Origin of the sequence: Streptomyces sp. Edi4 (assembly GCF_040253615.1) — a bacterium.
GTDB lineage: Bacteria > Actinomycetota > Actinomycetes > Streptomycetales > Streptomycetaceae > Streptomyces.
Genome location: NZ_JBEJGY010000004.1, coordinates 3,397,839 through 3,410,981 on the forward strand (window position 1 = coordinate 3,397,839; position 13,143 = coordinate 3,410,981).

The following is a 13,143-nucleotide window of genomic DNA, read 5'->3' on the forward strand; positions in this document are numbered from 1 at the left end:
CCGCCTTTAGGTCACACCGTGTCCTCTTTGGCGCGGCATCCTGGACGGCATGACCGACACCCCGGCACGGCTGCTGCAACTGCTCTCCCTGCTCCAGACCCCGCGCGAATGGCCCGGCGGCGAGCTCGCGGACCGGCTCGGGGTGTCCCGGCGCACGGTGCGGCGCGACATCGACCGGCTGCGCGAGCTCGGCTATCCCGTGCAGGCGGCGCGCGGCGCCGACGGCGGGTACCGGCTCGTCGCGGGCAAGGCGATGCCGCCGCTTGTCCTCGACGACGAGGAGGCCGTGGCGATCGCGGTGGGCCTGCGTGCGGGCGCGGGCCACGCGGTGGACGGGGTGGAGGAGGCCTCGGTGCGGGCGCTGGCCAAGCTGGAGCAGGTGCTCCCCTCACGTCTGCGCCGCCGCGTCGCGAACCTCCAGGCCGCCACGATGCCGCTGTCCGGGGCCTGGCGCGGGGACGGCGCCACCGTCGACCCGCGCACCCTGACCACGCTGGCCTCGGCCGTCACCGGTGAGGAGCGGGTGCGCTTCGGCTATGTCTCGGGCGACCGCACCGCCACCAAGCGCCTGGCCGAGCCCTATCGCCTGGTCTCCACGGGGCGCCGGTGGTACCTGGTGGCGTACGACATCGAACGCGGTGACTGGCGTACGTTCCGGGTCGACCGGATCACCGAGCCGCTGGCGACCGGGGCGCGCTTCGCCCCGCGTGAGCTGCCGGAGGCGAACGCGGCGGAGTTCGTGCGCGCCTCGATGAAGCGGCTCAGGCCCGTCCTGCCCGTCCTGGATCTCGACATCACCTTCGAGGCCCCGGCCGACTTCGTGACCGCCCGCCTGCCCGGCGTCCTCGGCGTGCCCGAGCCGCTGGAGGAGGGGCGCTGCCGCCTGCGCGCCTCGTGCACCGACTCCCTGGAGTGGGTGGCGCTGCGGCTCGCCCTGGTGGACTGCGAATTCACCGTCCACCAGCCACCGGTGATGACGGCGTATCTGCGCGATCTGGGCGAGCGTCTGATCCGGGCGGCCCCGGCTGCGCCGGAGGAGTGAACGAGAGGGAGAACAGAGGAGACAAAAGAGAGGGGCCCCGACACCAGGGGGGGAAGGTGCCGGGGCCGGGAGCCCCAGCACCAGGGGGGGGAGGGTGCCGGAGCTCGTCTTGGGGGGCGGGGCCTAGGCCGCCGCGTCGAAGCCCGTGTCGCGCGCCATCTTCTTCAGCTCGAGCAGCGCGTGCTTCTCGATCTGCCGGATGCGCTCACGGGTCAGTCCGTGTTCCTTGCCTACTTCTGTCAGCGTACGCTCTCGACCGTCATCAATGCCGTAACGCATCTTGATGATCGAGGCGGTTCGCTGGTCGAGCTTGCCGATCAGGTCGTCGAGCTCTTCGCTGCGCAGCAGGGTGAGCACCGACTGCTCGGGCGAGACGGCCGAGGTGTCCTCCAGCAGATCGCCGAACTGGGTCTCGCCCTGGTCGTCGACCGGCATGTTCAAGGAGACCGGGTCCCGCGCCCAGTCGAGCACGTCACCGACGCGCTCGGGCGTGGAGCCCAGCTCGGCGGCGATCTCCGTGTGCTCGGGATCGCGGCCGTTCTCCCGGTTGAACTCGCGCTGGATCCGGCGGATGCGGCCCAGCTCCTCCACGAGGTGGACGGGGAGGCGGATGGTGCGGGACTGGTCGGCGATGGAGCGGGTGATGGCCTGTCGGATCCACCACGTCGCGTACGTGGAGAACTTGAATCCCTTGGCGTAGTCGAACTTCTCGACCGCGCGCACCAGGCCGGCGTTGCCCTCCTGGATGAGGTCGAGCAGCGGCAGACCCGCCCTCGGGTAGCGCCGGGCCACGGCTACGACCAGGCGCAGGTTGGATCGGATGAACAGGTCCTTGGCGCGCTCCCCCTCGGCGTACAGCGCCTCCAGCTCCTCGCGGGTGGCTCCGGCCGCCTTGCTCGACCCCGGCGCGTAGGCGTCCGATGTCGCCGCGCCGTCGAGGATCTGGCGTGCGTACACACCGGCCTCGATGGTCTGCGAGAGCTCGACCTCCTTGGCGGCGTCGAGCAGCGGCGTACGCGCGATTTCGTCGAGGTACATACCGACCAGGTCGCGGTCGGCGATCTCACCGCTGCTGACTGCGCGGACCCTGCTTCCCGAATCCGAACCGCCAGAGGCGGACTGTCGGCGGGCGACGGCGCGGGTTGCCATGCGTGCTCCCTTACTGAGTGGTCGCGACACCCTCCCGGGTGCCCTGCATCCGATGGAAACAACGGCTGGAATCCGGACAGAATTCCCGACCGGGCCCTCCATATTCGTGATCATGCAGTACCCTGTCGCGCCGCGAGCGGGTGACAGGGACCGCGAATCCGTACAGAGGCGCAGGTCAGAGCGGGTGGCGAGGGCGGACCGGGGGCGTTTGCCGGTCTTTATGGCGCCTTCATCCCTGAGACCGCCATCACAGGTGATGTGATCCCCTTCACCCCCGAAGAGCACCGCCCGCGACCGCGCTCCCGTTCCTCTAGACGGCCCGAGCCCCGGTGTGGTTGCTCGCGATGACCGATTTGCCGGACTCCGCGCGGGACGAGAGCTAGTTAAACATTCAAGGAGCGTCCGTACAGTAGATGTATGACCTCGGCACCCAACTGGCTCACCGACGAGGAGCAGCGCACCTGGCGCGCCTACCTCCACGCCACCCGGCTCTTCGAAGACCACCTCGACCGACAGCTCCAGCGCGACGCCGGGATGCCGCACGTCTACTACGGGCTGCTTGTCCAGCTCTCGCAGGCGCCCCGGCGGCGGCTGCGGATGACCGAGCTCGCCAAGAACGCGAAGATCACCCGCTCCCGGCTCTCCCACGCGATCACGCGCCTGGAGAAGAACGGCTGGGTGCGGCGCGAGGACTGCCCCTCCGACAAGCGGGGCCAGCTCGCCACCCTGACCGACGCCGGGTACGAGGTCCTTGAGCGCTCGGCGCCCGGCCATGTCGCCGCTGTACGCCAGGCCCTGTTCGACCGGCTCACCCCCGAGCAGGTGGACCAGCTCGGCGAGATCATGCGGGTGATGGCGCAGGGGCTCCAGCCCACCGACACCAAAGCGGACCTGCCCTGGCTCCGCTGAGTCGAGCGGGGCCAGGGCAGGTCGGTGCGTCCGGGGTGCTACCGGGCGCGGGCGGTCAGTGGGCGACCACCGGGATGCGCACCTCGTCCTCGACATCCTCACCGGCGCCCGTCCCGGCGACCGAAGTACCGCCCGGGCGACCGGTGTTGATGAAGGTGACGGCGATGACGGAGGCGGTCACCAGGATGCCGACCGCCCACCAGATGGCGGCGGTGAAGCCGTGCACCATGGCCTGGAGCCTCAGGAGCTCGGGGTTGGTGGCGCCGAGGGCCATGTGCCCGGTGACGTACGCGGTCGTCGCGGAGGCGGCGATGGTGTTGAGCAGCGCCGTGCCGATCGCGCCGCCGACCTGCTGCGAAGTGTTGACCATCGCGGAGGCGACCCCCGCGTCGCGCGGCTCGACACCGATGGTGGCCAGCGACATGGCGGGCATGAACGCGGTGCCCATGCCGAGGCCGAGCAGGATCTGCGCCGGCAGGATCACCGCGGCGTACGAGGTCGAGACGGACAGCTGGGTCAGGATCAGCATGCCGGCCGCGGCGGTCAGGAAGCCGGGACCCATCAGCAGGCGCGGTGCGACCCGGGTCATCAGGCGGGCGCCGATCTGCGTGGAGCCGGTGATCATGCCCGCGATCATGGGCAGGAACGCGAAGCCCGTCTTGACCGGCGAGTAGCCCTTCACGACCTGGAGGTAGTAGGTCAGGAAGAGGAAGAGGCCGAACATCGCGATGATGGCGAGGCCGAGCGAGAGGTAGACGCCGCCGCGGTTGCGGTTGGTGATGACACGCGGGGGCAGCAGCGGGTGGCGCACCCGGGCCTCAAGAGTGACGAAGGCGGCGAGCAGCACCGCGGACGCGACGAACATCGTGATCGTCACGGCGTCCGACCAGCCGGCCGACTCGGCGCGGGTGAAGCCGTAGACGAGCGCGACAAGGCCGGTGGTGGACAGGAGCACACCGGGGACGTCGAGCGGCGAGCGGTTGCGGGTGCCGGCCGGCTCACGGATGACGAGGTAGGCGCCGAGTGCGGCGACGATCGCGAACGGGATGTTCACGAAGAAGGTCCAGCGCCAGTTCAGGTACTCGGTGAGGAAGCCGCCGAGGATCAGGCCCACCGCGCCACCGCCACCGGCGATCGCGCCGTAGATGCCGAACGCCTTGGCGCGCTCCTTGGCGTCGGTGAACATCACGGCGAGCAGCGAGAGGGCGGCCGGCGCCAGCAGCGCGCCGAAGGCACCCTGGAGCGCGCGCGAACCCAGCAGCATGGCCTCGCCGGTGGCGGCGCCGCCGAGCGCGGAGGCCGCGGCGAAGCCGAGCAGACCGACGACGAAGGTGCGCTTGCGGCCCCACAGGTCGGCGATGCGCCCGCCGAACAGGAGCAGGCCGCCGAACGCGAGGGCGTAAGCGGTGATGACCCACTGCTTGTTGGCGTCACTGATGTGCAGCGCGTGCTGGGCGGAGGGCAGCGCGATGTTCACGATCGTCGCGTCGAGCACGACCATCAGCTGGGCCAGGGCTATGAAGGCGAGCGCCTTCCAGCGACTGGGGTCGGGGACGAGGGAGAGCTGGTCCGGCTTGTCCAGACCGACTGTTTGAGACATGGGGGTAGCCACCTTGGGACGCGGATTACCGAGAAAAGTGTTTGTAACTGCGCTTCAACTACAGGATGTGAACGGGGAGTTGAACCAAGAAGGCGGTCAACCCCTCCGGAGGTCTTCGAGGGTCGCCGCACTGCCCGGCAGCTCGGACCGCGCCGGGGCCTGAAGCCCGTCGAGGAACAGTTGCAGATGACGGTGGACGAACTGGTCGATGTTCAGGCAGGGCGTGCCCGGCAGCGGCCGGGTCAACTGGGAGAGGGCGACCATGAGATCGCCCACGGCGACGTCGGTGCGGAGGCGGCCGGCCGCGCGGGCGCGGTCCATCAGCCCCTCCACGTCGCGTTCGAGGCGGTCGCTTGCCGCGTTCAGCTCGGCGTGGTCCTGGTCGAAGGTGTCGGAGAGCATCGGACAGAGCGCGCCGATCCGCTCGTCCGCCGCCGCGTGCACGAAGCGGCGCAGCGCGTCGAAGGGGTCGGCCTCCTCGGCGGCGGCCGCCTCGGCCCGGTCGGCGACGCGGTCCATGACGGACAGGACCACGCTGGTGATGAGCTCGGTGCGGTCGGCGAAGTGGCGGTAGATCGTGGCGTTGCCGACGCCGGCCCTGCGGGCGACCTCGTCCAGCGGCACCTCGGCGCCGAACTCGACGAACATCTCCCGCGCGGCGGCGATGATCCGCTCCCGGTTGCGCAGGGCGTCGGCCCGCGGACGCGGGGCGCGGCGCGGCTGAGCGCTGACGGGTGCGGCGGCAGTCGACACGGCTCTGCTCCTTCTTCTTGACCGGGGTACGGGGGGCGATCGCCTGTTCAGGGCGAGCGCGGTGGACGGGTTCCGCCGGGATCCGACCCAAGCGGAGAAGCACTCCCCGTTTCGCGGGGACACCGGTTCAAACGGGGAGAGCGTCCCCGTTTATTTCCCGCCTTGAATGTGACCTGCGCCACTTCCGCCCATGTCCGGAAAAACCCACATTCGGGCCACCCAGCGCGCGCCCCCGACCCCTCCGACACAGGGTGATCAGACGAGCGCAGCGAGGAACCGGCCAGCTGCCGCGTACCCGAAGGCGAGGGCGTGCGCATGCAGGACGTCAGCCAGTCCCGCCCGGACCGGGCGCCGGGACGCCGGATACGCACCCGGCGCCGGAGCACGTTCTTCGGCGCCGCCCTCACGTCGGTCGCGCTCGCCGCGCTGACCACCGGATCCACCACGCTCACCGTCGCCACCCGCGCCTCCGCCGGGCCGGTGGCCGCACCCGGCGAGTCCCCGCTCGACCCCTGCCGCATCCCGGCCACGCTCGGCGTCCAGATGTCGGAGGGGATGCCGACGCCCCCCGGGTACGCGCACTCCACCGGGATCGTCCGGGCCCTCACTTTGATGATCGACTTCCCGGACGCGCCGGGCAGCGGGACCGCGCTCAGCCGGTACCAGGAGTTCTTCCCGCAGACCAGCAACTGGTTCCGCAACGCCTCCTACGGCCGCCTCGACTACCGGCCCGAGGCGCCCATCCCGCAGTGGCTGCGGATGCCGAAGGCCTTCTCGGCGTACGGGATCGACCGGGGCTCCCCCTATGAGCCGGGCTACCACCGGCTGGTCCAGGACATGGTCGCGGCGGCGGGCCCCCGGGTGAACTTCTCCAAGTACGACCTGGTGAACGTGCTGGTCACCCCGAACGCGGGCCCCTCCGCGCTGGACACGGTCCTGTCGGTGACGTTCTCCGGCAACGAGGACGCGCCGTACGCCGACGGGGTCCCGCTGTCCAACACCTCGTTCGTCTACAGCCGCCAGGACGACGGGTCGGGATCGTACGGGCAGACCGGCTACCGGGTGCTGCCGCACGAGAACGGCCATGTCTTCGGGCTGCCCGACCTCTACACCGCGCAGGGCGGCGGCGCCGTCGGACACTGGGACATCATGTCCGAGGACTGGGGGGCCAACAACGACATGCTGGGCTGGCACAAGTGGAAGCTGGGCTGGCTCGACAACAGCCAGGTGTCCTGCGCGACCGGGACCGGCGACAGCCAGTACGCGCTGACCCCGCTGGCCACCGAGGGCGGCCCCAAGCTGGTCTTCGTGCCGGTCACCAAGGAGAGCGGGTACGCGGTGGAGGTCCGCACCCAGGCCGGCAACGACGAGGTGGTCTGCAAGCCCGGGGTGCTGATCTACCGCGTGGACGCGGGCGTCGACACCGGCCGCGGCCCCATCAGCGTCTCGGACGCCGAACCCACGGCGGGGGGCTGCACCCGGCGCCCCAACGTCAACGCGGAACTCTCCGACGCGCCGTACACCACGGGCGAATCCTTCACGGACCGGACCAACGGAATCCGGATCGCGGTGACGGGCGTGGACGGCATGGGCAACTACCACGTGAAGGTGACCCGCTCCTGACCGCTCCGGCTCCGGATCCGGCTCCGGCGACTGGTGCCGAACTCACCGCTTTTCAGCGCTGGTTCAAGCGCTTTCCCACCGTTCCCGCAGCTCCCGCTTCAGCACCTTCCCCGTCGCGTTGCGCGGCAGCGCGTCCTCGCCCACCATCACCCGAGCCGGCACCTTGAACCCCGCCAGCACCCCGGCCACATGGGCCCGCAGCTCGTCCGGTGACACCGACGCGCCCGGCCGCACCTGCACCACCGCCGCCACCTCCTCCCCCAGGACCGGATGCGGCACTCCGAGCACCGCCGCGTCCAGCACCGCCGGATGGTCGTGCAGGACCCCCTCGACCTCCACGCAGTACACGTTCTCGCCGCCCCGGATCACCATGTCCTTGATCCGGTCGACGATCCCGACCCGCCCCTCGCGCACCACCGCGAGATCACCCGTCCTGAACCACCCCGCCGAGAACGCCTGCCGGGTGGCTTCCGGATCGTTCCAGTACCCGCGCACCAACGACTGCCCGCGCAGCCAGAGTTCGCCGGTCTCCCCCTCGGCGAGCGGCGCGCCGTCCACCCCGGCGATCCGCACCTCCGTCGCCGGTGTGGGCCGCCCGGCGCTTCCGGGCCATTGGCGGTACTCCGCGCCGAAGTTGGCCAGCACCCCGCCGCTCGTCTCGGTCAGCCCGTACCCGTTGCGCGGCTCGACCCGCGAGCCGTACCGCGCGCTCAGCCCGCTCACCAGGCCGGGCGGGGCCGGCGCGCCGCCGGTGTTGAGCGCGGTCAGCGTGTCGAGCCCGTCGCCCAACTCATCGGCAGCGTCCAGGAGTTGGAGGGCAGTCGCCGGGACACCGGCGTAGGCCGTGACCCGGTGTTCGCGGATCAGGGCGAGGGCCCGGCGCGCGTCCCACTTGCGCATCAGGACCAGCGCACCGCCCGCCGACATCGTCGCGTACACCGAGGTGAACGCGGCCACGTGGAAGAAGGGGAAGGTCATGAGCGTGACCGGGGCGGGCCCCTGCCCCGGGACGAGACCGCGCCCGAGCAGGGACATGGCCGCCTGGAAGCGGGGGTTCATGACCGCGCCGGCCTGCGCGAGCTGGGTGGCGACGGCGCCCTTGGGGCGGCCGGTGGTGCCGGAGGTGTAGATGATGGTGGCGTCCGCGTCCGGGGAGACATGGACGTCCGGCGGCCCGGCGGCCGGGTCGGGCGAGGTCAGCTCGGCGAGGTCGGCGTACCGCTCGAAGCCGTCGGGCAGCACGCCCGCGTGGTGGAAGACCAGGCCGCGCACCCCGCGCGCACCGGCCCATCCGGCCACCCGGTCCAGGCGCTCGCCGTCGACGAGCAGCACCCCCGGGTCGCAGTCGTCGAGGGCGTACGCGCACTCCTGTGCCGTCCACCACGCGTTCAGCGGCACGGCCACCAGGCCCGCCAACTGGGCGGCCCAGAAGGCGATCTGCCACTCGGGGTGGTTGCGCAGGGCGATGACCGCGCGGTCACCGGGGCGCAGCCCGTAGGTGCCGGCCAGGCGGCGGGCCAGGGCGCAGGAGGCGGCGAAGAACTCGGCGTAGGAATAGGTGCGGCTCTCGGCGATCAGGAAGGGGCTCTCGCCGAAGGCCCAGACCGTCTCGGCGAACTCCCGCAGCGTGCGCGGCCCGGTGGCGTACTCCAGAGCGCCGCTCTCGCCCCGGACGACGGCGAACGGCGCGCCGGGCGCGGTGAGCAGCGCCTCGGCCGGGCCGGGTTCGATACGCGCCCCACCGTCCTGCTCCCCTGTCGTCACCACGGGATGCCCTCCTAAGCGTCCGCTCAGTATGTGCGGCACGACGCTATGCCCCTCCCCGGCTCCGGTCAAGGTCGGTGTAGAACACAACGGCCCGGGACGGGGACATACCCGCTCAGCCCGGCAACACGACCTGGCCGATTCCGTTCGGTCCCGACGCCGTGCCGGACAGGGCGTCGTCCGGGACCGGGCGGTCGCCCCGCAGCGCGTCCCAGACCTTGGGGGCCTTGGCCGCGTCCGGCACCAGGCGGTCCTCGTCGCCCTGCTCCAGCTGGGCCGGCAGCGTGACCATCTGGATGTCCCGCGCGGTCAGCCCCCGCATCGAGTAGGCGAGGGACGCGAGGTCGCCGACGTGGGCGAGGGAGGAGTCGGTGGTCAGGGACTTCGTCGCGGCGTCGGCCACCTCGAAGAGCCTGGCCGGGTCGGACAGGAGCCGCCCGCCCGTGAGCCGCCCGATCAACACGGTGAGGAACTGGTGCTGGAGCTGGATGCGACCGAGGTCGCTTCCGTTGCCCACGCCGTGCCGGGTGCGGACCAGGTCGAGGGCCTGCTGCCCGTTCAAGTGATGCTTGCCCACCGGGAGATGGAGTCCGCTCTGCTGGTCGTCGATGGGCTTGGCGAGGGTGATGTCGGTCCCGCCGAGCGCGTCCATCAGCTCCGCGAAGCCGTTGAAGCCGACCTCCACGTAGTGGTTCACGCGCAGCCCGCCGCTCAGCGCTTCCACCGCCGCGACCGCGCAGGGGGCGCCGCCCGTCTCGTACACGGAGTTGAACATGACGCCTTCGCGCGCCGCCAGCTCGGTGCCGGACGCGGTGGTGCAGGCGGGGCGGTCGACGATGGTGTCGCGCGGGATGCTGACGAGCGCCGCCTTCTTGCGGCCGCCGTACACATGGAGCAGCAGCGTGGTGTCGGAGCGCCCGGTGGCGTCGCCGCCACCCGCGCGCGTGGCGTTCTTGCCGGCCCGCGAGTCGGATCCGACGATCAGGATGTTGAGGTCGGACGTGGCGGAGGCGGCCGGGGTGAGCAGGGAGCCGAGCTCGACGCCGGAGATGTTCCGGTTCAGCCGGTGCCAGGTGTAGGCGGCCGCGCCGCCGATGAGCAGCAGCACCCCGAGGAGCGAACAGAGCACGATGCGGGCGGTCCGGCCGACCCGGGGTATGCGGCCCCCGCGAGGTCCGTGCATCATCCCTCGACTCCGTCCGTCGGCGCCCCACGGCTGCGCATGCGTACACACAGGGCGCTGCCGCACCCGGTTTGAAAGGTACATACTTCCGCATAACGGGCAGTTTGGCTCCCGGAGGGGACGCGTCCCGGGTGGGTCCGCGCCGGTGGGGATGCCGGGCGCGGGCGGCTCACGGCGGCCTGTCCTCCGGGGTCACCCGGATGGCCCAGGCGGCCCGGGACCGGGGTGGGCGGGGCGGTGCCGTACGAGGGCGGCCCGGCCCGGACGCGACGGTCGGTGATCAGCCATTTCCCCCGATCCTCGCCGTCCGCGCCTGTGTTAGGTTCGCGCTGGCCCGGATCGCACGGGCGTGCGGGCGCAAGGGGGAGGGCTCGATGCACAAGGTTGTCGCGACGCGCGTCGTCGTGGTCGGCGGGGGGCCGGTCGGCATGGTGGTCGCCGCGGAACTCGCGGGTTACGGCATCGGCACCGTCGTACTGGAGTCGAAGACCACGATCGACGAACACCCCAAGGCCAACACCCTGCACGCGCGCACCGTGCAGGGGCTCGTCCGGCGGGGCTATCTGGACCTGCCGGTGTCCGGCACCCGCTCGGGCACGGTGACGACGCCGTTCCACTTCGGCGGCCTGACCGGCCTGTCCATCACCACGCCCGCCTGTGAGCCCCCCGCGCTCCTCAAGCGCGCCCAGGCCGACCTGGAGCGGGACTTCGAGAAAAGCGCGCTGGAGAAGGGGGCCCGCGTCCTGCGCGGCCATCGCGTCGTCAAGGTGCGACAGAGCCCGGACCACGCCGTGGTGGTGGCCGAGGGCCCGCAGGGGACCGTCGAGTTCCGCGCCGACTTCGTCGTCGGCGCCGACGGTGCCCGCAGCACGGTCCGCGAACAGTCCGCCTTCCCGGCCGATGTGCGCGAGCCGACGGTCTCGGCCTCGATGGGCGTCGTGCGGGTCGGCGAGCCGGGCGCGCTGGCGGAGGGCTGGCGGCGCACCGCGCGCGGCTGGACCGTGGCGCGCGCCCTGCCGGACGGACGGCACCTGGTGCGCGTCCTGGACCTCAGCGCCCCCCACCCCGACCGCCACACCCCGCTGACCCAAACGGAATTGCAGGAACAGCTGTCGCGGATCAGCGGCCACGAGGTGCCGCTCACCGACGCCCAAAGCCTCAGCCGCTTCAGCGACTTCACCCGTATCGTCCACAGCTACCGCCAGGGCCGCGTCTTCCTCGCGGGCGACGCCGCCCACGTCCACTTCCCCATCGGCGGCCAGGGTCTGAGCACCGGCCTCCTGGACGCCCTCAACCTCGCCTGGAAGCTGGCCTTCTTCCTGCGCGGCACGGCGGGCCCAGGGCTGCTCGACTCCTACGACAGTGAGCGCAGGCCCGTCGCCCAGCAGGTCGTCGACAACACGCTGGCCCAACTCACCCTGATGCGGCCGGACTCGGACCTCGACCCGCTGCGCGGTCTCTTCGACAGCCTCCTCTCCCAGGACGAGGGCGGTCGCCTGATCGGCGGCATGGTCAGCGCCCAGGGCCTGTGTTACCCGCCACGCGCCGACCACTCCTCCGCGTGGGAAGGACGCTTCCTCGACAACGAGACCCTGGAGACCGAGGACGGCCCGCTCGATGTGATCACCCTGCTGCGCGACGGCCGCCCGCTGCTGCTGGTGCTCGGCGACGCGTACGAGGTACCGGCCGGGGCGGCCGCCTGGGCGCCCGTGCTGCGCACGGTGCGCGCCGCCGCGTCCGCGCACGGGAAACCCTCGGCGGTGCTGGTGCGCCCGGACGGCTATGTGGCGTGGGCACCGGACGGCGAGGAGCTGACGGGGGCGCTGCGCGGCTGGTTCGGCGAGCCGCGCTGACGCCGGTGCGGCACGAGGACGACGGCGGCGGCGAGCAGACAGCACGCGCCGCCGACGACGAGGCCCGAGCGCGCGCCCAGGTCCTCGCTCAGCCTGCCGACCAGGAGCGCGCCGAACGGGGTCGTGCCCTGGAACACCAGCGTGTAGAGCGCCATGACCCGGCCCCGGTAGGCGGGATCGGTGCCGAGCTGGATGTGGTGGTTGGCCGCCTGGGCGAAGTAGATGGACCCGAAGCCCGTGAGTGTCAGCAGCACGGCCGCCGCCGCGTAGCCGGGGGCCAGGCCCGCCAGGCACTCCAGCCCGCCGAACACGGCCGCGGCCACGACGACGAGGCCGAACGCCGGACGGCCACGGCGCAGCGTCGTGGCGAACGCCGCCACGAGGGAGCCCGCGCCGAAACACGCGGTGAGCAGCCCGAAGGCGTCCGCGTCGGCATGGAAGACGGTCTTGGCGAGCAGGGGCAGCGTGACCTGGAAGTTGAAGCCGAACAGTCCCGTCACCGCGACGAGGACCATGGGCAGCAGCAGGTCACGCCGGGAGAGCAGGTGGCGGATCCCGTGCGCGACGCCGGCTCCCGCGCGGCCGGGTCCGCCGCGCAGGAGCTCACCGGGGCGCATGAGGCGCAGCGCGCCCACGGTGGCCAGATAGCTGGCCGCGTTCAGGAGCATCACCCAGCCCGGCCCCAGCCGGGCGACCAGCAGGCCGGCGATGGCCGGGCCCACGACCCGGGCCGAGTTGAAGTACGCGGCGCTCAGCGCGGACGCGTTCGGCAGCAGCTCGGCGCCGACGAGTTCGCTGACGAACGACATGCGCGTGGGCACTTCCACGGCGTTGACGGTGCCGAGCCCGAGCGCGAAGAGGTAGATGTGCCACAGGCGCGGCTGCCCGGTCAGGACCAGCGCGGCGAGCGCCAGCGCCAGGACGCCCGCCAGGAGATTGACCGCCATCAGCAGCCGGCGCTTGTCGTGCCGGTCGGCCAGCCCGCCCGCGTACAGGGTGAGCAGCAGCAGCGGCGCGAACTGTAGCGCCGTCACCACCCCCAGGGCGGTGCCCGAGTCGCCGGTCAGGGACAGCACGAGCCAGTCCTGGGCGACGACCATCATCCAGGTGCCGGCGACCGACACCAGCTGGCCGGCCGCGAAGAGCCGGAAGTTGCGGATCGTCAGGGACTGGAAGGTGCCGGCGAGCATGCCTCTCATGCGGCGCTCCGGTCGGATTTCACGGATCCCTCTCATCGCTGCGTACGTGACGTGGATACGCGCACGGG

The 13,143-nt window shown here is 71.8% G+C and carries 10 protein-coding genes; 4 read left to right on the plus strand and 6 right to left on the minus strand.

Going from position 1 to position 13,143, the window contains the following annotated elements:
• The first annotated feature begins 49 nt into the window (after positions 1-49).
• Positions 50-1,042 (plus strand): helix-turn-helix transcriptional regulator, encoded by a 993-nt coding sequence (locus ABR738_RS17440; RefSeq protein ID WP_350230902.1) that lies wholly within the window; start codon positions 50-52, stop codon positions 1,040-1,042.
• Between the two features lie 123 nt (positions 1,043-1,165).
• On the opposite strand, the gene ABR738_RS17445 is transcribed toward ABR738_RS17440, so the two are convergent.
• A complete protein-coding gene (locus ABR738_RS17445; protein WP_350230903.1) occupies positions 1,166-2,191 on the minus strand; it encodes a sigma-70 family RNA polymerase sigma factor in 1,026 nt (341 codons plus the stop codon).
• A 417-nt stretch (positions 2,192-2,608) separates the two neighbouring features.
• Here ABR738_RS17445 and ABR738_RS17450 point away from each other — a divergent pair, with 417 nt between their 5' ends.
• Complete coding sequence (locus ABR738_RS17450; RefSeq protein WP_350230904.1) at positions 2,609-3,100, plus strand: MarR family winged helix-turn-helix transcriptional regulator; 492 nt, start codon at positions 2,609-2,611, stop codon at positions 3,098-3,100.
• Positions 3,101-3,155: 55 nt separating this feature from the next.
• Here the strand turns inward: ABR738_RS17450 and ABR738_RS17455 are convergent, their stop codons facing one another.
• Positions 3,156-4,700, minus strand: coding sequence for an MFS transporter (locus ABR738_RS17455; RefSeq protein WP_350230905.1), 1,545 nt, complete (start codon positions 4,698-4,700; stop codon positions 3,156-3,158).
• A gap of 96 nt (positions 4,701-4,796) precedes the next feature.
• Positions 4,797-5,453, minus strand: coding sequence for a TetR/AcrR family transcriptional regulator (locus ABR738_RS17460; protein ID WP_350230906.1), 657 nt, complete (start codon positions 5,451-5,453; stop codon positions 4,797-4,799).
• Positions 5,454-5,768: 315 nt separating this feature from the next.
• Between ABR738_RS17460 and ABR738_RS17465 the strand changes: the two genes are divergently transcribed.
• Positions 5,769-7,076 carry a M6 family metalloprotease domain-containing protein gene (locus ABR738_RS17465; RefSeq protein WP_350234624.1) on the plus strand — a complete coding sequence of 436 codons (1,308 nt, stop codon included), beginning with the start codon at positions 5,769-5,771 and terminating at the stop codon, positions 7,074-7,076.
• A gap of 63 nt (positions 7,077-7,139) precedes the next feature.
• Here the strand turns inward: ABR738_RS17465 and ABR738_RS17470 are convergent, their stop codons facing one another.
• Together ABR738_RS17470 and ABR738_RS17475 are read right to left on the minus strand one after the other, a co-directional pair.
• Complete coding sequence (locus tag ABR738_RS17470; RefSeq protein ID WP_350234625.1) at positions 7,140-8,840, minus strand: class I adenylate-forming enzyme family protein; 1,701 nt, start codon at positions 8,838-8,840, stop codon at positions 7,140-7,142.
• A 115-nt stretch (positions 8,841-8,955) separates the two neighbouring features.
• On the minus strand, positions 8,956-10,026 hold the full coding sequence (locus ABR738_RS17475; protein WP_350230907.1) for an LCP family protein: 1,071 nt from the start codon (positions 10,024-10,026) through the stop codon (positions 8,956-8,958).
• Positions 10,027-10,397: 371 nt separating this feature from the next.
• On the opposite strand from ABR738_RS17475, the gene ABR738_RS17480 reads away from it, so the two are divergent.
• On the plus strand, positions 10,398-11,876 hold the full coding sequence (locus ABR738_RS17480; RefSeq protein WP_350230908.1) for an FAD-dependent monooxygenase: 1,479 nt from the start codon (positions 10,398-10,400) through the stop codon (positions 11,874-11,876).
• Here ABR738_RS17480 and ABR738_RS17485 read toward each other — a convergent pair.
• The gene (locus ABR738_RS17485; RefSeq protein WP_350230909.1) at positions 11,804-13,075 is read right to left on the minus strand and encodes an MFS transporter; all 1,272 of its coding nucleotides are present in this window, start codon (positions 13,073-13,075) and stop codon (positions 11,804-11,806) included. The genes ABR738_RS17480 and ABR738_RS17485 overlap by 73 nt on opposite strands.
• Between the last annotated feature and the right edge of the window lie 68 nt (positions 13,076-13,143).